The sequence below is a fragment of the Pedococcus sp. P2_E4 genome (assembly GCF_056403935.1).
On the sequence record NZ_JBFUEO010000008.1, the window covers coordinates 63,095 to 81,844 of the forward strand.

The following is an 18,750-nucleotide window of genomic DNA, read 5'->3' on the forward strand; positions in this document are numbered from 1 at the left end:
AGCGGAACCCCCGCCTGCTCACAAGACGCCGCCACCCACGCCGCGAACTCCTCGGCGCTCAGCCCGTCCATTGCACCCACACCGCAGGTGGTCCCTGCCAGTCCTCAACATCAGCGGACGACCAGAGGAAGTCCGGTGGGCCGCCCATTGCGCCCGAGGCCTGCTCCATGACCTCTGCCCGCGAGGTTCCGCGCAGCACAATGATCCGGGGCGTGAACCCCTGAGCGACGTCGTACCGGTGCAAGCCCTTTGGCCTCTCCCGGCCTACAGCATCATCCTCAAACGACTTCGCCACGTACTTCGACAGGTACCGTGCCGCTACTCGCGATTCGGCGAGTGAACCCGAACCCGCAGGAAGGTTGCCGAGGAGTTTGATGCTGACGTAACCGCGCCCCCAGGCCCGCTCGATTGCCCCCCTGGGCACGTAGCGACCCACCGCGAAGTGAAGGTGCAGGCCGTGGTCGGTCTTGTGCCATTCCGGAACCCAGGCATACGGGAGCGGCTCGCCTCCCAGTTCGGTGCGAAGAGCTCGAAAGAAGTCAGCAACGTCACGACGGACCTGTCGTTGGTCATGCAGCCCCTCGCCCCGGTAGGTCAGCGTTCCAAACCTGTTCAACCGGTTAGCCGCGCAGTACCGGCGGAGCCGAGCCCTCGCCCGCCGACCTGCCTCGGCCCGAGCACGTTCCGGATCAGCCGCTGGACCCACACGCACACCGCGCCGTGCCGGACGTGCAGAGACGAAGCACCCACCAGCCTCCGCTGCCGCAGCGCACAACGACAACGACCACCCCGACCACGTAGCCGGAACCCTGACACCAGACACGATGAACTCCCCAAGCCGAACCGACAACAACTGCGTCGGCCCCCGGGGAGCCATCAAAAGTGCCCAAGCCCGGGAGCAGATGCTCGACCGGGCTCAGTTAGGTTCAACCCCCACCCTACGGCTCAGACGGGAGGCCCTGGCCTGCGTGGTGAGTGCTCAACGGCACTCCATGTGCAGGCGCTTACAGGAATTAAGTAGGTTCACCCCCGGTCGGAAGGTGGCCGCGGGCCTATTCCACAGCAAGAACTACACCGCTGTCACCTGTCCGTTCGGCTGATGTTTGGTCGTCGCCGTGCCGCCGCGTCAGTCTCCGAACGCCTCCTCCGCCCGTCAAGGGTGCGCTTCGCCGCTACGCGCCCTTGACCTGCTCCCCCGTCGCCTACAGACAGCCGCTATGGCTCGGCCGCCACCCCTGCTCGGAACCACGTTGGGCCAAACGAGTTGTGTTGCTAATTCAAGTCAAGCGGCCGATCGCGCCTGTCGTATCAACTACCTCAACACCCGTGGCCGCATGGATGTGCGCCGCCTGACTGGGTTCGAGATGCTTCGCCTCAGTCGTCAGGTACGGAGCCTGGCCGTGAGCCGCCGCGACACCCAGGTAGGGCCTATCACTCGGATCGAAGGCGATCGCATCCAATTTCGCATTAGCCGCCGCTGGAAGTCGCCCGGAGAAATACTGAACCCGACCCCGGCGCACACATGACTGTATGAACTGCCGACCGACGCCTGACGTCACATGACGCATATATTCGCTAAATATATGATTTTCACAATCAAACAGCAGAGATACATCCCCAGCATCCAACTTGCTCATCAATCGAACGACGTCTAGAAACGCATCATCGCCGCATTCTCCTGACAGGACGAACCAGCAACAGTCGATGGCAACGGCGTCAGTCACTGCGCCGCAGCCCTATTTGCGGCCGCCTTCGCAAGGAGCATGGTGTCTTCCCAGTCCTCCTCGAAAAAGCCCATCGGGAGCGCGCCATTGATCAGCCGCCCTAGTTCATCGACTCCAAGGCTGCGGACCCTGCCGTCGTCCACCACGACGACCGAGACGCTTTCGGACGGAATGACACCCTCAGCCACCCTTCGAAGCACTCGAATAAGAATGTGCTCACTGTGCGTCTCTACCAGGAGGCTCGCATCCTTTGACCCCAGAAGGTTCACGAGAACGTCGGCCAGGCGGCCTTGAGCGTCGGGGTGGAGGTGCAGTTCCGGCTGTTCGATCATGATCGTCGAGGACTTGCCTGCAGTCGCGACAGCTGCGATGACCGGGAGCACCTGCGAGACACCGAAGCCAACGTCCGTGAGGTTGTCCACCCTTCCCGTCACCGGATCTGTCAGCACGATGCCCACATAGCCTGGCGCCAAGTTGGACAGCGATACGTCCCTTGCCATCCCGAGATCACGCAACGCCTGTGACATGACCGCCTGGGCCTGCTTTTGTCTTTCCAGCAGATTCACCACGGAAGCCGTGGGGCTTTCCGGACTCAGTTGATCAATGCGGTAGGCGCGATCCGGCATGTCACGTAGCGGTCCAACGTAATGCAGGTCGCTGAAGACGTCCCCGACGGCATCCATAAGAAGGTAAAGGGTAAAGTCTCTCCCGCGATGACTCTGACCGGTCTTTGTAAGGCTAATCGATGCCTCGTCCAAAGGGAGTCGCCTGAGATTGCCGTAAGTCAACGGGAATGCAATGGTCTTTTTGTTTACCTGGCTTTCCATCGTGAAAGATTTCGGTCCTTTGCGCACAAAACTGAGCGACAGGTGGGGATCTTCCACGGCTCGAAACTTGATAGACGTGTATTGCGGGCGGCCCATCCGCTTGTTCCAGTGAAGAACCATGGTTAGTACCGTTCCGCGCATGAGTTTTTCTATGTCATCCGTGTAGAACGTTTTGGGATATGTACGTCTCCTGCCTTCACCGAAGTTCAGCGTAAGTTCGATCGTAACGTCACGGCTCAACTCACCACCGAAGGCGAATTCTCGATACGAACCGAAATCAACGAAGGGACCCGCAAGCGGCACGTCCTCGAACGTGGCAGCAGCCACCATCTGCTTCATTAAGAGCAGCGAGCGCAACAACGAGGTTTTGCCCGAACTGTTCTTCCCCAGAACGAGAGTCACCGGAGCGAGCCGAATATCTCCCGTATCTTCAAACCGCCTGAAATTCTTGAGACGGATCGACTGGATTGGGCCAGCTCCTGCGTTCGTCACGTCGTCCTCCACTTGCCTCAAGTTGCGCGGTGCCTCCTCCGCCCCGGAAAGAGACTATGCGCGACTGTCTCCGAACGCTCAGCATTCGTGATTCCTATGGGGGCGTATTGCGGGGTAGCGGGGTTGCCGGCCTGCGTGCCCCCGGCGACGAGGATGTTGAGCCCCGCAGCGACGGCGGCCCCGAGGAACGCGGCCGCCTGACGGGTCAGAGTGCCCAGCCCGACCAGGTCGTCGAGGTGGTTGGCGCGCACGACGAACTTTCGGATGTTGACGATCCAGTGCTGGCGGGTGATGTCCGGGATCGCGACGTGGAGCCGCGACCCGTCGGGCAGGACGGCGTCGACGAAAGGGCTGGACAGGTCGACCCGACGCCCGCTCGTCTTCAGCATGCGCTCGACGAGGTCGCGCACCCCGTCTGCGGTCAGCATCGTCGTGGTGAGCTCCGCCACCCCACCTCGCGCCACGAACACCTGCGACGGCTCGTTGATCCAGATCTCCTCGATCTCCGGGTCGTCGAAGTACTGCTGGAGCGGGCCGAACCCGGCGACGGCGTCCTTGACCGACTTCACGGCGTTCTCGAGGTCCGGAAGGGTCGGGAGCCCGCCGTGCAGCGACCTCTCGTCGTAGTCGGCGACGGCGTCCCGCACGAGCTTGTCGAGCTCGTGGGCGTCCCGCGCGGGATCCAGCCCGCCGCGGCGGATGAGCTCGCGCACCTCCGTCTCGACCGTGTCGACCGCGTCCATCGGACGTCCCCTCCCGCTCGCTCCACCCGTGATCCGCCCCCTCGACGAACCATCCACTCCGCAGATGCGGCGGATACTAGGGGGGATGGCGAGGGCGACGTCGGCCGTCATCCACAGGTGTGGATGGCGGACTCCGCGAGCTCGGTTGGCCGCCTAGCGTCGCGGGATGCGTTTGCACCTGACTGTCGCCACGTCGAGCCACGACGAGGGTCCAGGGGGCGCCAACCCCTGTCTGCGCGAGGTCGAGGTGTCTGCGCCGCAGGGCTCCACGGCGGCACAGCTCGCCGCGGCCCTGGCGGCTCATGTGGCCCCGGACAGGTCCCATCTCGCCCACTCGACGGGGTCCAACCACCTGACCGTCGGCGGCGTTCCGGTTGCCGATGACGCCCTGGTGGGCCGGGCCCCCCTCATGGACGGGACCGCCGTTTCGCTGGTCCGCGGTCCCGCTTCTCCCCGGAGCCGCCTCCCTGCTCGGCAGATCCCCGCCGTGCTCGCCGTGACCCACGGCCCCGATGCCGGGCGCACGCTGGCGCTCGACCCCGGCCGGTACACGATCGGCCGGTCGCCCGAGGCGGACCTGTGCCTGGCCGACCCTCAGCTGTCGCGGGTCCACGCGGAGGTGCTGGTGGGTCCGGACGGCATCAGCCTCCGGGACCACGGTTCGACCAACGGCACCCTCGTGCTCGACCAGCGGTCGGGCACCTCGGTGACCGGCAGCGTGTCCGGACTGCTCGTCCCCGGAGCAGCCGTCCGGCTGGGCGACACCCAGCTGCGTCTGCGTCCCACCCGCAGCCCTCCGGCGGCCTCGATCCAGACCAACGAGGGCACGAGGCTCGTCAACCCCCGCCCGAGGGTGCGGCCCGCTCTCGAGGCCATGGACTTCGAGCTGCCCTCGCCACCTGACGTCCCCCACCGCAGGCCCCTTCCCTGGCTGGCCGTGGCCCTCCCCGTCCCCGTGGCAGCCGTCATGGCCCTCGTCCTCGGACCGATGATGCTCGCCTTCGCACTGATGGGTCCGGTGTTGATGGTGGGCACGCACCTCAGTGACCGCATCGGGACCCGCCGCCGGTATGCCGCCGAGCTCGGTGGGTACGGGCGGCGCCTGGCCGAGGTCGAAGAGCGTGTGAGAGCCGCATGTGCACACGAAGCGCGCGAGCGGCACCATGCCTTGCCTGACCCTGCCGCGGTGCTCGCCATCGCCACCGACGCATCGGCTCGCTTGTGGGAGCGTCGTCGTGGAGACGATGACGTCCTGGCCGTGGCCATCGGCACGTGCAGCACACCCGCGGCAGTGCGGCTGCGGCGTCACGAGGGTGGACTGGCCGAGGCACCGCTGTTGGCCGACGTCCCCTGCGGTGTCGAGCTCGCAGCGCTGGGGGTGTTCGGGGTGTGCGGGCCGGAGGGCGTCATCTCAGGAGTGGCGCGGTCGCTCGTTGGCCAGCTCGCGGCCCTGCACTCGCCGCGCGACCTGTCCTTCGTGCTGCTGGTCAGTGCGCCGGAGGCCCTTGTCCGTTGGCAGTGGATGTCGCGGCTGCCGCATCTGCGCCACCCGGATGGCACTGCGCTGGCTGGCTCCGTGGCGGCGGTGGGTCAAGGCAGCGTCCCTGCGCTGGACGCAGTGCGGACACTGGCCGCCCTCGTGTCCAGCCGACAGGGACAGCGCCCGACGACGGGCTCGTGGAATGGCCCGTGGACCGTGGTCGTCGTCGACGGAGCCGCAGCCGTGCGGGCCGTGCCCGGCCTGGCGGACGTCCTGGCACGTGGACCGGATGTCGGGGTCGTCGTGCTGGCCCTGGCCGACGAGGAGCCGGCCCTGCCCCCCGAGACTCGCGGGGTCCTGGACCTGACCCACCCTGCCCGGCCCGTCCTCAAGGTCCCGGGGCACCGCCACGACCAGCTGATCGCCGACCAGGTCGGAGCGTGGTGGGCCGACCGCCTCAGCCGCGGCCTCGCGCAGCTGCGCGATGCGACCCCGCGGACGGTCGACGGAGACCTCCCGGCCTCGACGAGTCTGTCCCAGCTCCTGGCCGTCACCAGTCCGGCGTCAGTCGTGGCCCGGTGGACACAGCCGCGCGACGGCGTGGCCGTGCCGGTCGGCGCAACGACGCGAGGCCCCTGGCTCGTCGACCTCGCTGGCGACGGTCCGCATGTCCTGGTCGGCGGGACCACCGGGTCCGGCAAGTCGGAGTTCCTCAGATCGCTCGTCATCTCGCTCGCGTTCCACCACTCTCCGGACGACGTGACCTTCGTCCTGGTCGACTACAAGGGCGGGGCGGCATTTCGAGAGTGTGCAGACCTCCCCCACGCGATCGGCCTGGTCACTGATCTCGACGACCACCTGGCTGCACGGGCACTGGTGTCGTTGACGGCAGAGCTCCGCCGTCGCGAGCGCATCTTCGCGCAGGCGGGGGTCAGGGACTACTCCGAATACCGGCACCACAGCCTGCAGCCCTTGCCTCGCCTCGTGATCGTGGTCGACGAGTTCCGCGCGTTGGCCGAGGAGCTGCCGTCGTTCGTGGACGGCATGGTGCGGATCGCAGCGCTGGGCAGGTCCCTCGGAGTCCACCTCGTCCTGGCGACGCAGCGCCCGGCGGGCGTCGTGACGGCGGACATCAAGGCCAACGTCAACCTCCGCATCGCCCTGAGGGTGCGGGATCGGGCCGACTCGGAGGACGTCCTCGAGGCCTCGGACGCAGCCGCGCTCGACCCGACTCACCCCGGCCGCGGGTTCGCCAGAGTCGGAGGCGGGGAGCTGGTCGCCTTCCAGGCCGCGCACTGCGCAGCGCAGACGCCCTCGCCGGAGCCCACCGGGATCTCGGTCAGGTCGGCAGACTGGCTGGCTGCTCCACCCGAGCCACGAGCGGCCTCCGAGGCCGGGGTGGTGTCCTCCCAGCTGGCCGGGTTCGTGGCGTCGATCCGTGAGGCGGCACGGCTCACCACCACGTCAGACGGCCCGCCCGCGTGGCTCCCACCGCTGCCCACGACTCTCCACACCAGCGAACTGGCGCAGCCAGAATCGTTGCGGCGCAATGCCATCGGGTTGGTCGACCGTCCTGCCCGACAGACCCAGGAGCCGCTGGTCCTCGATCTCGACGGACCCGGTCAGTGGGCAGTCGTCGGGTCTGTCGGCAGCGGCCGCACCACAGCCCTCCAGACCATTTCGGCCGTGGTCACCTCACGCCTCGGACCCACCGATGTCCACCTGTATGCCGTGAGCGCCGGCGGGTTGGCCGACGTCGCCGACCTGCCGCACTGCGGCGCGCACGTGGCGCTTGATGACCTCGGACGACTGGAACGGTTGGTGGACCTGCTCGCCGCACGAGTGGCCGAGCGCCGCGGAAACGGGGTGGCCGACGATGCTTCGGTGCTGCTGCTGGTCGACGACTGGGAGCTGCTCGCCGCTCGCACCGACTCCCTGGAGCACCACGCCCTTACCGAACGGCTGCTCACCCTCATTCGCGAGGGAGACGGCGCCGGCCTGCGTGCGGTCCTGGCGGGTGACCGGTGCCTGCTGTCCGGTCGCGCCGCGAGCACGTTGACCCAACGCGTCCTGCTGCACGCGGCCGACCCGACCGACGCCCTGCTGGCCGGCATCTCACCGCAGTCTCTGCCCAAAAGCCCGGGGCCAGGTCGTGGCACGTGGTGCGATGGGGCCGAGGTGCAGCTCGCCACGGCCGTCGACCTGGTTCCGGTTGCGCCGACGGGCCTCCCGTCCGAGCTCGCCGGCCGGCGCGGGCTTCCGCCAAAGGTCGCAACCCTTCCACACAGCGTCGCCTTGGAGAGCGTCTGGTCGACCGGGGCGACGCCCTTGCAGGGCGAGGGCCCGGCGGGCGCTCGCGCCAGCGGCGATCTGGTCCTCTTCGGCATCGGCGGAGACGACGCGGCCCCGGTGGGCCTCAGCCCCACCCGTGATGGTCGCCGTTGGCTTGTCGCGGGACCGAGTGGGAGTGGCGTCTCCACCGCCCTCACGGCGATTGCGCAGTCCCTGCTCCGGGCCCGCCGCAGCGTTGCCATCGTGACCCTGCGGTCGGGTCCGCTGGACGAGCTGCGCCGGGCGGTCGGCGTCGAAGCCTGGAGCGATGGGATCTCGGTCGACGATCTGGTCGGTGCGCGCGAGGCCCACCCGGACCTGTGTGTCGTCGTGGACGGCGCGGACGAACTGCTCGACACCCCACCGGACCCGGTGCTCCGCGAGATCGGTCGACTCGCGGATCGCGATGGTGGGCTGCTGGTCGTGGGGGCCAACTCGTCGAACCTCGTGACGCAGTACCGCGGGGTGGCCGTCGAGGCGGGTCGACACCGGACCGGGGTCCTGCTTCGCCCCAGCTCCATCGCGGACGCCGACCTCTTCGGGCTGCGGGTCCGCGTTGACCGCGATGCACCTCCCGGACGCGGTCACCTGGTCAGACGCGCCGGCGTGACCCCACTCCAAGTCGCACTGGCCGCTCGGGCGTGACCGCGCTCCAGGCGCCCAGCCGCCTCCCGCCGCACACCCACCACAACGGAGCCGGGCAAAGATAGCGTATTGGTCTGGGCAGTCACAGCCAGTCACTTTCCTAGCTATGCCCTTGCTCCTATGCTGTATTCGCCGATTCAGCGTCGACTCCCGACGCGGGCCAAGGATCAACCGGGGAAAATGAAGTGGACCAGCAACGCCTCAACAGAGAATGTCTGTTCGGATCACCGTGTACGGCAAGGGCGGATACACGTACACGGGAGCCAATGCATGAGGGGGCGCCTCATCCGCCTGGCTCTCCTCGTACTGGCCTTCATCCTCCTGTTGTCCGCCCTGGGGGGGCAGCGTGGGCGTGGTCGAGCTGGGCGTGCTCGGCCTGTTGCTGGCAGCCAGCGGCCTCGTCATCATGCGGCCGCGTCGCAGGGACAGGGGATGCTCTGACCTCACCCGGCGGGACTCCGATGAGGCTCGATGCCGCGCGGTGGTCTCACCCCCGCAGTGAGCGCCGCGGCGCTCCTCGCCAGTGCCCTCGCGTGCACCGGCGAGGAGCCCGCCGACCCGCCCCATGATGGGCCGTAACGCCTGCGTGGGGAGGTTGGGACCGTCTGCATTCCGGCCGGCTCGGCCATCGACTTCACGCTTGCACTCGACGCCGTTCGGAACAGCACCAACGCCGAGATCACGGTCGATCAGGTTCGCCTGGTTGACACGGATAACGCCACCATGGTGGTGGCGTACCTCGCCCCGATCGTCGACAGGACGCTCATGGGTGCCGTGCCCGGCTGGCCGCCACAGCGGACAACGCGTGCGGCGTTCGAGCAGAAGGTGTCCGTCCCTGCGACCGTGTCCGCTGAATCAGACGCGAACCTCGTGGTTCACGTGATGGCAGTTGCCCCAGCGGAAATCAAGGCCGTTGAAGTCACCTACAAGAGCGATGGAAAGCACCTACGAGTACGAAGCACCACCAGTCTCGCGATCCGTGAAACCTGCTTCTAGCGGGGAACGATTGTCGCTCCTAGCTCGGGCTGGTGTCGCTGTCGGTGGCCATGCCCTCGGCCCGCGCGGCGCCGGCGGACACCAGCCCCGTCAGGGCGACGAGTCCGACCAGCGCGCCGATGAGGCCGCGACCACCCTGGAACAGTCCCCAGGCCACGGGCAGGAGCAGCAGGCTCCAGACGATCGTCGGAGTGTTCGGCCAGTCGGCGCCCCGGAGCCAGGACCGCGCCAGGAACCCGAGCGCCACCGCGAAGAGCGCGATCAACACGACGGACATGACGACCCGGGTCGCGTCGTCGCTGCCCCCCTGCGAGAGCTCCCACAGATAGAAGCCACAGAACCCCAGCAGCACCAGGGCCTGCAGACCGCAGACCGCAGCCGCGGTCAGCCGCATGGCGTCGCGACGCGGCGGCCCGGTGGTCGGGCTCGGGCTGGCGGCGCGGTCGTCGGGAGTGCTCACGCCCCAAGGCTAGGCCCCCGCACAGCGGGCGGAGGCAGGGAGGCGACCACCCCGGCATACAGGGGCGAGACGCCGCAAGACGCACGCCAGGGCACGCAGATGACGCCAAGCCCGTGTGACCAATACCTCACGGCAATGCGGCCGTTACCTGCTCGTAGCCCTTCCCGGATTCGCGCGCATCTGTGACTCTTGGAACAGAAACGCCGGACGACCCGTTGGCAGAAGTGCGCCACGAGCACCACAATGGGCGCGACTGCGTTTCACCCTGTGCAGAAATGGGCGGTTTCGGCTGCCCCCGACTCTCAGGCGCAAGACCCCCGCACACCCCGCAACGATGCGCCGTGCCGTGAGGTCCGCACCCTGGGCCCACGCCACGGGCGCGACCCCCCCTGCAACAAGGAGCACGAACAAATGGACTGGCGCGACCGCGCTGCCTGCCTCGAAGAGGACCCTGAGCTGTTCTTCCCGATCGGGAACACGGGCCCAGCGATCCTGCAGATCGAGGAGGCCAAGGCTGTGTGCCGCCGCTGCGAAGTGGTGGACGTCTGCCTGAAGTGGGCCATCGAGTCCGGCCAGGATGCTGGCGTCTGGGGTGGCATGTCCGAGGACGAGCGCCGCGCCCTCAAGCGCCGGAACGCTCGCGCCCGCCGCGCCGGCTGAGGCGCGACCCCGCCATACCCCTCGGCGTCCTGACGCCACGACTCCCGCGCGTGCAGACGCCAAGGCTCCCTGGCGTCCCTGACGCCACCGCTCTCGAGCACCCTGACACGCCGTCGACCCCGAACCTCACGCCTCAGGCGAGTCCGACTGCATCGACCCCTCGCGACTGACCGGCCGGAGCCGGGCGACGAACCGCACGGTGGTTCCGCGCGGCTTCGCCGCCTCCCAGGCGATCCGGCCCCGCAGGTCCTGGACCAGCGACTGCACGATCTGGGTGCCGAGGCCGGAAGTGCCCGGCGTGAACCCGTCGGGCAGCCCCGCACCGTCGTCCGTGATGGTGACGGTCAGCAGCTCGTCGCCCTCGGACTCGGAGCTGCGTGCGGCCGTCACGGTGATGGTGCCGCCGTCGGTGTGGGCCAGGCCGTGCTCGACGGCGTTCTGGACGAGCTCGGACATGATCATCGCCATCGCCGTCGCGTCCTCGGCCCGCAGCGTGCCGAACGACCCGTTCACGCTGGTGGTGATGGGGTGCTCCACCTTGGCCACCTCGGTGATGGCCTGAAGCCCGCGGACCGCGATGTCGTCGAAGTCGACGGTCTCGTCGAACCCCGTGCTGAGCGTCTCGTGCACCAGGGCGATCACCCCGACCCGGCGCACCGCCTCGTCGAGGGCCACCCGCCCGGCCTCCCCCGCCGGCAGCCGCCGGGCCTGGAGCCGGAGCAGGGCCGCGACGGTCTGGAGGTTGTTCTTCACCCGGTGGTGGATCTCGCGGATCGTCGCGTCCTTGGTGATCAGCTCACGTTCGCGGCGGCGCAGCTCCGAGACGTCGCGCAGCAGCAGCAGCGCACCGACGCGCGTGCCACCCTCAGTGATCGGGATGGCGCGCATCGACACGCTCGCGCCGCGGCTCGTGACCTCGGTGCGCCAGGGGGCCCGACCCGTGACCACCAGCGCCAGCGACTCGTCGACCGGCGACTCGTCGCGCAGCAGGTCGGACACGACCTTGGCCAGCAGCTCGCCGATGACGTCGCCGACGTGCCCGAGCCGGTGCACCGCCGAGAGGGCGTTGGGGCTCGCGTACGACACGATCCCGTTGACGTCCAGGCGCATCACGCCATCACCGACACGGGGTGCACCGCGCCGCTGCCCCGTGGGGGCCGAGGCGTGCGGGAACTCCCCCGCCGCGATCATCCGCGCGATCGCGTCCGCGAGCGCGAGATAGGTCAGCTCCAGCCTGCTCGGGGTTCGCATCGCCGCGAGGTTCGTATGACGGGTGATCACCGCGAGCGGGCGCCCGCCCCGCACGACCGGGATGGCCTCCTCGCGGACGGGCATGTCGTCTCGGAAGATCGGGTCCTTCTGCCGCACGATCCGCCGGTCGAGGTAGGCCTGGTCGAGCAGCGACTGGCGACCGCGGTGCGTGCGCCGACCGACGACGTCCTCGAAGAAGACCATCTGACCGGTCGTGGGTCGCACGTGGGCGACGGCGAGCCAGCCCTCGAGTCCGCCCGGGACCCACAGGACGAGGTCGGCGAACGACAGGTCCGAGATCAGCTGCCAGTCCCCGACGAGGAGGTGCAGCCACTCGGCCTCGGCCGGCTCCAGGTCCGTGGCCGAGTGGAGGACCTCTTGCAGGGTGGGCACGGCGCCAGCCTAGGTGACCTGCTCAGTCGACGTGGACCTCGTCCCCCACGGTGAGCGTCCCCTGGGCGAGGACGTCGGCATAGACGCCCGCCAGCAGGTCGTGGTGGTCGCTGATGGCGCGCAGCATGCCGGGCCGCTCGGCCAGCCCGACCTGCGAGACCCCCACCATCCGACACCGCACGATCGGCTCCTGGACCACCAGGCGCACTCCCCCGATGGTGACCTTCCGCCCGCACCAGGCCTCCTCGACATACGGCACCTGGGTCTCGACCACGACGTTGGCGCGCAGGTGACGCGGGTCGAGCCGCCGGCCGTCGCCCTCGAGCCGACCGAGCGCGACGAGTGTGGCCGTGCCGACGAGCGACAGCACGGCAGCGTCCTGGTGGGACACCTCGGTGGACCGCCGCAGGGCAACGGGCTCCCCGAAGTGCTCCGAGAGCCTGTCGTCGGCGCCGGGCTGGCCCGCGACAACCCGGTCGCCGTGTGGCAGCCGCACCACCGTGACGTCGCCCTCACGGGTGGCGACCAGCCCGAACACCGGGTCCATCCGGCGGAACCGCCGCGAGTGCTTGCCGCTGGCGAGCTTGCCGTCCGTGCCGTAGACGGCCCACTCCCGGTCGCCCACCAGACCCGCCTCCTCGACGGTGACGGACGAGAGCTGCTCCCCACCCATCGACTTCACCGGGTACCGGTGCAGCGCCAGCACGCGACCGCGGCGCTGCGGTGGTCCGGAGGAGTCGGGCGACATCGGGCCAGCGTAGTTGCGCCGCGTCGGGTGGTGGCCGCGTTAGTCTCCCCGTCCATGAGCGAGCACCCCGCCCCGCCACCCGCGCCCGGCCAGCCCGGCCAGCCCGGCCAGCCCGCCCCGTGGCCGCCTGCACCGCCCGGCCACCCCGCGGCACCCGTACCGACGGGCGTCATCCGGCTGACGATCCAGGGGTCGATGTGGACCTCCAACGCGATCACGCCGTCGGTGCGGATCAACGGCTACCCGGTGCCGTCGCGCTACGGCACGCAGGACCTCGTCGTGTGGGCCGGACCGAACCACCTCGACATGGAGACCCAGTGGATGCGGACCTACGGTCAGGCCGCGCTGGACACCACGGTCGCGCCCGGCCAGGTCGTGGAGGTCTGGTACGCCTCGCCGTGGCACCAGTTCCGCCGTGGCGACATCGGGTTCACCAAGCAGACCCGGGGCGGGGTCGGCTGCCTGATCCTGTTCCTCGCGGTGATCGCCGTGTGCTTCGTGCTGCCGATCCTCGGCGGCATCTTCGGCTCCTGACCCGCTGATGATGCCCGCCCCGGCGACCCAGGTCCCCGGCGGCAGCACCCCATCACGACGTCGCGGCACCGCTCCTGATCACCGAGCGCAGCGTCCGCAGCGCGACCGACAGGGCCGCGATGTTGGGCTTGTCCAGCCGCTCGATGCCGGACAGGGCCGTGCGCGCCCGGGTCAGCGACTCGGCGTTGGCCTTGGCCCACTGCTCGTAACGGTGCACGCCGTCGGTGCCCGGGGTGGAGGCGTCCATGACCGAGCGCACCAGGCTCTCCAGCACGGCATACAGGTCGTCGCGCAGCGCACCACGCGCCAGGGCGTCCCACCGGTCGTCGCGCGGCAGGTTGGTGACGCGCGTGAGCATCCCGTCGACCCCGAACCGCTCGGAGAGCAGGAAGTACAGCGGCGCGACCTCGGCCGGTGGCTCGCCGGTGTCGGTGGCGATGTCGACGATGTCGAGCAATGAGAACTGGTCGAGCAGGCTCGCGGCTCGGTGCGCCAGCTCCTCGGGGACGCCGACCTTCTCGAGGCCGGCGGCGTTGCGCTGCAAGCGCTTGAGCTCGGTGCCCTTGAGCAGGGTCGAGATCTGCGGGGCGAACTCGCGCACCACCGAGCCGAACCGTGCGACCTCGCCAGCGACGTCGAGGTGCGACGGCCGTGAGGTGAGGAACCAGCGGATGGAGCGGTCGATGAGCCGGCGGAACTCGAGGTAGAGCTGGCTCTGCACCTCGGTGGACACGACGTTGTCGAGGGCCTCGATCTCGCGGACGAAGCTCGGCAGGTCGAAGATCTCGCGGCAGACCACGAAGGCCCGGGCGATCTGCTCCGGCGTCGCCCCGGTCTCCTCCATCGCGCGGAACGCGAAGGTGATGCCACCGCGGTTGACCATCGAGTTGACCACGGAGTTCGTGACGATCTCACGGCGCAGCGGGTGCTGGGCCAGCTCGCCGGCGAACTGCTCACGCAGCGCGGCGGGGAAGTAGTCGACCAGCGTCTGCTGGAACCACGGGTCGTCGGGCAGCTCCGTCGGCAGCAGGTCCTCCTTGAGGGCCAGCTTCGCGTAGGCGACGAGCACCGAGAACTCCGGGGACTTCAAGCCCAGGCCGTCGGCGAACCGCTCGTCGATCACGGCGTCGGTCGGCAGGAACTCCAGCGCCCGGTCGAGGTCGCCGCGCTCCTCGAGCCAATGGATCAGCCGCTGGTGCACCGGCAGCATCGGGTGCTCCTGGGCGCGCGCGTTGCCCAGCAGGACGTTCTGCTCGTAGTTGTCGCGCAGCACCTGGGCGGCGACGTCGTCGGTCATCGACGCGAGCAACGTATTGCGCTGCTTGAGCGTCATGTCGCCGCTCTTGACCAGGGCGGTCAGCAGGATCTTGATGTTGACCTCGTGGTCAGAGGTGTCGACCCCCGCCGAGTTGTCGATCGCGTCCGTGTTGACGCGGACGCCGTGCAGGGACGCCTCGATGCGACCGAGCTGCGACAGCCCGAGGTTGCCGCCCTCGCCGACCACCTTGCAGCGCAGGTCGGCGCCGTTGACGCGGATGGCGTCGTTGGCGCGGTCACCGATGTCGGCGTTCGTCTCGGAGCCGGCCTTGACGTAGGTGCCGATGCCGCCGTTCCACAGCAGGTCGACCGGCGACTGGAGGATGGCCTTCATGAGGTCAGCCGGCGTCATGCTCGTGACGTTCTTGGCGAGCCCCAGGGCCGTGGCCATCTCGGGGGTGATGGCGATCGACTTGAGCGAGCGCTCGAAGACGCCACCGCCCGCCGAGATCAGCGACGTGTCGTAGTCGGCCCACGACGAACGGGGCAGCTCGAACAGCCGCTGGCGCTCCGGGAAGCTCGTGGCCGCAACGGGATCCGGGTCGATGAAGATGTGCCGGTGGTCGAACGCGGCCACCAGCCGGATGTGCTCGGACAGCAGCATGCCGTTGCCGAACACGTCACCAGACATGTCGCCGATGCCGACGGCGGTGAAGTCCTCTGTCTGGGTGTCGTGACCCATCTCGCGGAAGTGCCGCTTGACCGACTCCCACGCACCCCGGGCCGTGATGCCCATGGCCTTGTGGTCATAGCCTGCCGAGCCGCCGGAGGCGAACGCGTCGTCGAGCCAGAAGCCGTAGGACTGCGCCACGCCGTTGGCGATGTCTGAGAACGTCGCCGTGCCCTTGTCGGCCGCGACCACGAGGTAGGGATCGTCGTCGTCGTGGCGCACCACCGAGGCGGGCGGCACGATGGTGCTGCCGTCGCGGTTGTCGGTGACGTCGAGCAGACCCGAGATGAAGACCTTGTAGGACCCGATGCCCTCGGCCAGCCACGCGTCACGGTCGACCGCGGGGTCGGGCAGCTGCTTGGCGAAGAAGCCGCCCTTGGAGCCGGTCGGCACGATCACGGCGTTCTTGACCATCTGGGCCTTCACCAGCCCGAGGACCTCGGTGCGGAAGTCCTCGCGCCGGTCGGACCAGCGCAGCCCGCCGCGGGCGACGGGGCCGAAGCGCAGGTGGACGCCCTCGACGCGCGGGGAGTACACGAAGATCTCGAACTGCGGCCGCGGGGCCGGCAGGTCGGGCACGGCCTTGGGGTTGAGCTTGATCGACACGTACGGCTTCGGCTGGCCCTGCTCGTCGGACTGGTAGAAGTTCGTGCGCAGCGTCGCCGTGATGACCCCGAGGAAGGCCCGGATGATGCGGTCGTGGTCGAGGCTCTTGACCGCGTCGAGGCCCTTCGTGATCCGTTCGCACAGGGCCGCCACGGCGGCCTCCCGCGCCGAACCCGACGCGGGCTCGGACGCAGAACCCGACGCGGGCTCGGACGCAGGACCCGGCCCGGCGGCATACCGGCTGGGGTCGAAACGGGTCTCGAACAGCTCGACGAGCGTGCCCGCGAGGGTCTGGTTGGAGGCGAGCGCCGACTCGACGTAGTCCTGCGAGAACGTCGACCCGGTCTGGCGCAGGTACTTGGCGACGGTGCGCAGGATGACGACCTGCCGCCAGGTCAGCCCGGCGCCGAGGACGAGCATGTTGAAGCCGTCGCTCTCGGCGCGGCCGTCCCACACGGCACCGACCGCGTCCTGGAACAGCTCGCGAGCCCGGTCGCGACCGCCCTCGGACCACACCTTGTCGTTGTGCACGCGCAGGCCGAAGTCATAGACCCACAGCCGCACACCGTCGCCGCGCTCGATCTCGTAGGGCCGCTCGTCGACGACCTCGACGCCCATGTGCGTGAACATCGGCAGGACCGCCGTGAGGGACAAGGGGCTGCGGCGGTAGAGCTTGAAGCGCCGCTCCCCCGCGGGCGCACCGGGCTCCTGGTACATGTTGAGCCCGGTGGCTTCGTCGGTCTCGAGGGAGTCCATGTGCCGGATGTCGGCGACGCCGATGCGGGGGGTGAAGTCCTCCTTGTAGGCCTCGGGGAAGGCCCGGCCGTAGAGACCGGCGAGCCGGGCCGCCTGCTCCTCGCCGTGCTCACCGCGGGCGGCCTCGGCGAGGTCCTCGTCCCAGGTGCGGGTCGCGTCGACGAGCTGGCGCTCGAGGACGGCCTCGTCGATCGACGGGATGGACTCACCCGAGGGGACGCGCACCACGAAGTGCAGCCGCGCCAGCACCGACTCGGAGACACGGGTCGTGTAGTCGACCGTCGCGCCCGGGAACGCCTGTCGCAGAATGGATTCCATCTTGAGGCGGACCGCAGTGTTGTAGCGGTCGCGCGGGATGTAGACGAGGCAGGACACGAACCGGCCGAACCGGTCGCGACGCAGGAACAGCTTGGTCTTGCGGCGCTCCTGCAGGTGCAGGACGGCGGTCGCGTTGTCGTAGAGCGACTCCTCGTCGGCCTGGAAGAGCTCGTCGCGCGGGTAGTTCTCGAGGACCTCGAGCAGGTCCTTGCCGGAGTGCGAGTCGGGCAGGAAGCCGGTGCGCTGGAAGATCGCGTCGACCTTGTCGCGCAACACCGGGACACGGGTCACCGACTCGGTGTAGGCGCTGGAGGTGAACAGGCCGAGGAAGCGCTTCTCGCCAGTGACCTGGCCGTCGTCGTCGAACTGCTTGACGCTCACGTAGTCGAGGTAGGTGTTGCGGTGCACCGTCGCCCGCGAGTTGGCCTTGGTGATGATGAGCAGCTCGGGAGCCCGCGCCACGGATCGTGCCTGCTCGCTCAGCGTCACCCCGTCGCCCGTGCGGTCGTAGCGCAGCAGTCCGAGTCCGGTGCCCTGCACGGCCTCGAGGCGGTCGGCGTCCGTCCCCCGGTTGAGGGCGTACTCGCGGTAGCCCAGGAACGTGAAGTGGTTGTCGGCGAGCCACTCGAGCAGGCCGCGGGCCTGCTCGACCTCGGCGGCCGGTATGCCGTGCGGCGGCTGCGCGGCGAGCTCCTGCGCGAGGCGCGAGCACGTGGCCTTCATCTTGGGCCAGTCCTCGACCGCCTCACGGACGTTGCCGAGCACGCTGCGCAGGTTGTCGGCGACCTCGTCGCGCTCGGCGGCGACGCTCTCGCGGTCGATCTCCAGGTGGATCCACGACTCCCGGCCGACCCCGAAACCGTCCGCGTCACCTGCAGCGCCCTCCGAGGCGCCGCCGTCCAGGACGATCTCCTCGAGCTCGCCCGCGGCGTCGCGTCGGACCTGCATCGTCGGGTGGACGACGAGGTGCACCGCGCGCTCCATGCGCTGCAGCTCCGAGCTCACCGAGTCGACGAGGAACGGCATGTCGTCGGTCACGACCTGGACGACGGTGTGCCCGCTCGCCCAGCCCTGCTCCTCGACCTCGGGGTTGAAGACCTCGACCTTGGCGGTGCCGACCGGGCGCGACTGCGCGAGCTCGCGGTGGGCGAGGGCAGCGCCGAGCAGGTCCTCGGCTGCCCGGGCCAGGAGGTCCTCGGTGGCCACGTGGCGGTAGTACGCGGTGAGGAACTCCTCGAGCGTGCCCCCCGCGCCCCCCGGGCCGGATGACCAGCCGTGGTCCGCGAGCTCCGCGGCCGATCGCAACAGTTGCTGACGGGACTGCTCCAGCGACGCAGACATGACGGTCGAGTTCATCCTCACGTGGTTGACGCACCGTGGTGATCCACACGCCGCACCTCGTCGTGCGACGCCCCCCGAGACTATCGCTCGACGAGGCACCCCGGACACGGGGCCAGAGCAAGCGCGGGACCGCACAGGCGAGCACGCTGCATACCACGTTCGGAGGGGCTTTGGGGAGTTGCGTTCTCGCAGGTCAGACTAGGTTTTCACCCCAATCTGTGGTGAGGTGGTCGGCGCAACACATATCCAGTACAGAAGGAGTCCCCCGTGATCATCCTCGGTCTGATCTTGCTGATCATCGGCCTGGTGGCGAGCATCGCCATCCTCAAGACGATCGGCATCATCCTGCTCGTCATCGGCATCATCCTCGCGCTCATCGGCGCGCTGGGTAACGGCATCGGTGGACGAAAGCACTGGTACTGATCGAGCCGTAGCACGGCTCGAGCCTGACGTCGACG

General features: G+C 68.9%; 11 protein-coding genes and 1 pseudogene. 4 read left to right on the forward strand and 8 right to left on the reverse strand.

Annotated features, from left to right (window positions below; genetic code table 11):
* Positions 1 to 58: 58 nt before the first annotated feature.
* The 4 genes and pseudogenes from AC1DV7_RS06135 to AC1DV7_RS06150 form a co-directional block, all read right to left on the reverse strand.
* A complete protein-coding gene (locus AC1DV7_RS06135) occupies positions 59 to 616 on the reverse strand; it encodes a rolling circle replication-associated protein (protein WP_477595618.1) in 558 nt (185 codons plus the stop codon).
* A gap of 661 nt (positions 617 to 1,277) precedes the next feature.
* Positions 1,278 to 1,724: a hypothetical protein gene (locus AC1DV7_RS06140; protein ID WP_477595620.1), complete on the reverse strand. Its 447-nt coding sequence runs from the start codon at positions 1,722 to 1,724 to the stop codon at positions 1,278 to 1,280.
* A complete protein-coding gene (locus AC1DV7_RS06145) occupies positions 1,721 to 3,043 on the reverse strand; it encodes an AAA family ATPase (RefSeq protein WP_477595621.1) in 1,323 nt (440 codons plus the stop codon). The genes AC1DV7_RS06140 and AC1DV7_RS06145 overlap by 4 nt, the downstream gene beginning before the upstream one ends.
* 125 nt (positions 3,044 to 3,168) lie before the next feature.
* Positions 3,169 to 3,786 (reverse strand): annotated as a pseudogene (locus tag AC1DV7_RS06150) (ATPase, T2SS/T4P/T4SS family); the annotation flags it as partial.
* 166 nt (positions 3,787 to 3,952) lie between these two features.
* Between AC1DV7_RS06150 and AC1DV7_RS06155 the strand changes: the two are divergent.
* Positions 3,953 to 8,242 carry an FtsK/SpoIIIE domain-containing protein gene (locus tag AC1DV7_RS06155; protein WP_477595623.1) on the forward strand — a complete coding sequence of 1,430 codons (4,290 nt, stop codon included), beginning with the start codon at positions 3,953 to 3,955 and terminating at the stop codon, positions 8,240 to 8,242.
* A 1,015-nt stretch (positions 8,243 to 9,257) separates the two neighbouring features.
* Here AC1DV7_RS06155 and AC1DV7_RS06160 read toward each other — a convergent pair.
* A complete protein-coding gene (locus AC1DV7_RS06160; protein ID WP_477595625.1) occupies positions 9,258 to 9,698 on the reverse strand; it encodes a hypothetical protein in 441 nt (146 codons plus the stop codon).
* Positions 9,699 to 10,109: 411 nt separating this feature from the next.
* Here AC1DV7_RS06160 and AC1DV7_RS06165 point away from each other — a divergent pair, with 411 nt between their 5' ends.
* Entirely contained in the window at positions 10,110 to 10,358 is a 249-nt protein-coding gene (locus AC1DV7_RS06165) for a WhiB family transcriptional regulator (RefSeq protein ID WP_477595626.1), read from the forward strand.
* A 126-nt stretch (positions 10,359 to 10,484) separates the two neighbouring features.
* Here AC1DV7_RS06165 and AC1DV7_RS06170 read toward each other — a convergent pair whose 3' ends face one another.
* On the reverse strand, positions 10,485 to 12,002 hold the full coding sequence (locus AC1DV7_RS06170) for a sensor histidine kinase (protein ID WP_477595628.1): 1,518 nt from the start codon (positions 12,000 to 12,002) through the stop codon (positions 10,485 to 10,487).
* Positions 12,003 to 12,024: 22 nt separating this feature from the next.
* Positions 12,025 to 12,750 (reverse strand): MOSC domain-containing protein, encoded by a 726-nt coding sequence (locus tag AC1DV7_RS06175; protein ID WP_477595630.1) that lies wholly within the window; start codon positions 12,748 to 12,750, stop codon positions 12,025 to 12,027.
* A gap of 54 nt (positions 12,751 to 12,804) precedes the next feature.
* On the opposite strand from AC1DV7_RS06175, the gene AC1DV7_RS06180 reads away from it, so the two are divergent.
* Positions 12,805 to 13,284 carry a hypothetical protein gene (locus AC1DV7_RS06180; RefSeq protein WP_477595632.1) on the forward strand — a complete coding sequence of 160 codons (480 nt, stop codon included), beginning with the start codon at positions 12,805 to 12,807 and terminating at the stop codon, positions 13,282 to 13,284.
* 52 nt (positions 13,285 to 13,336) lie between these two features.
* Here the strand turns inward: AC1DV7_RS06180 and AC1DV7_RS06185 are convergent, their stop codons facing one another.
* Complete coding sequence (locus AC1DV7_RS06185) at positions 13,337 to 18,307, reverse strand: NAD-glutamate dehydrogenase (protein WP_477595634.1); 4,971 nt, start codon at positions 18,305 to 18,307, stop codon at positions 13,337 to 13,339.
* A gap of 252 nt (positions 18,308 to 18,559) precedes the next feature.
* Here AC1DV7_RS06185 and AC1DV7_RS06190 point away from each other — a divergent pair, with 252 nt between their 5' ends.
* On the forward strand, positions 18,560 to 18,715 hold the full coding sequence (locus AC1DV7_RS06190) for a DUF6131 family protein (protein WP_477595636.1): 156 nt from the start codon (positions 18,560 to 18,562) through the stop codon (positions 18,713 to 18,715).
* The last annotated feature ends 35 nt before the right edge of the window (positions 18,716 to 18,750 follow it).

Coding starts and splice junctions, on each gene's coding strand:
- AC1DV7_RS06165 (WP_477595626.1), top strand. CDS start 10,110: ATGGACTGGCGCGACCGCGCTGCCTGCCTCGAAGAGGACCCTGAGCTG.
- AC1DV7_RS06155 (WP_477595623.1), top strand. CDS start 3,953: ATGCGTTTGCACCTGACTGTCGCCACGTCGAGCCACGACGAGGGTCCA.
- AC1DV7_RS06175 (WP_477595630.1), bottom strand. CDS start 12,750: ATGTCGCCCGACTCCTCCGGACCACCGCAGCGCCGCGGTCGCGTGCTG.
- AC1DV7_RS06180 (WP_477595632.1), top strand. CDS start 12,805: ATGAGCGAGCACCCCGCCCCGCCACCCGCGCCCGGCCAGCCCGGCCAG.
- AC1DV7_RS06185 (WP_477595634.1), bottom strand. CDS start 18,307: ATGAACTCGACCGTCATGTCTGCGTCGCTGGAGCAGTCCCGTCAGCAA.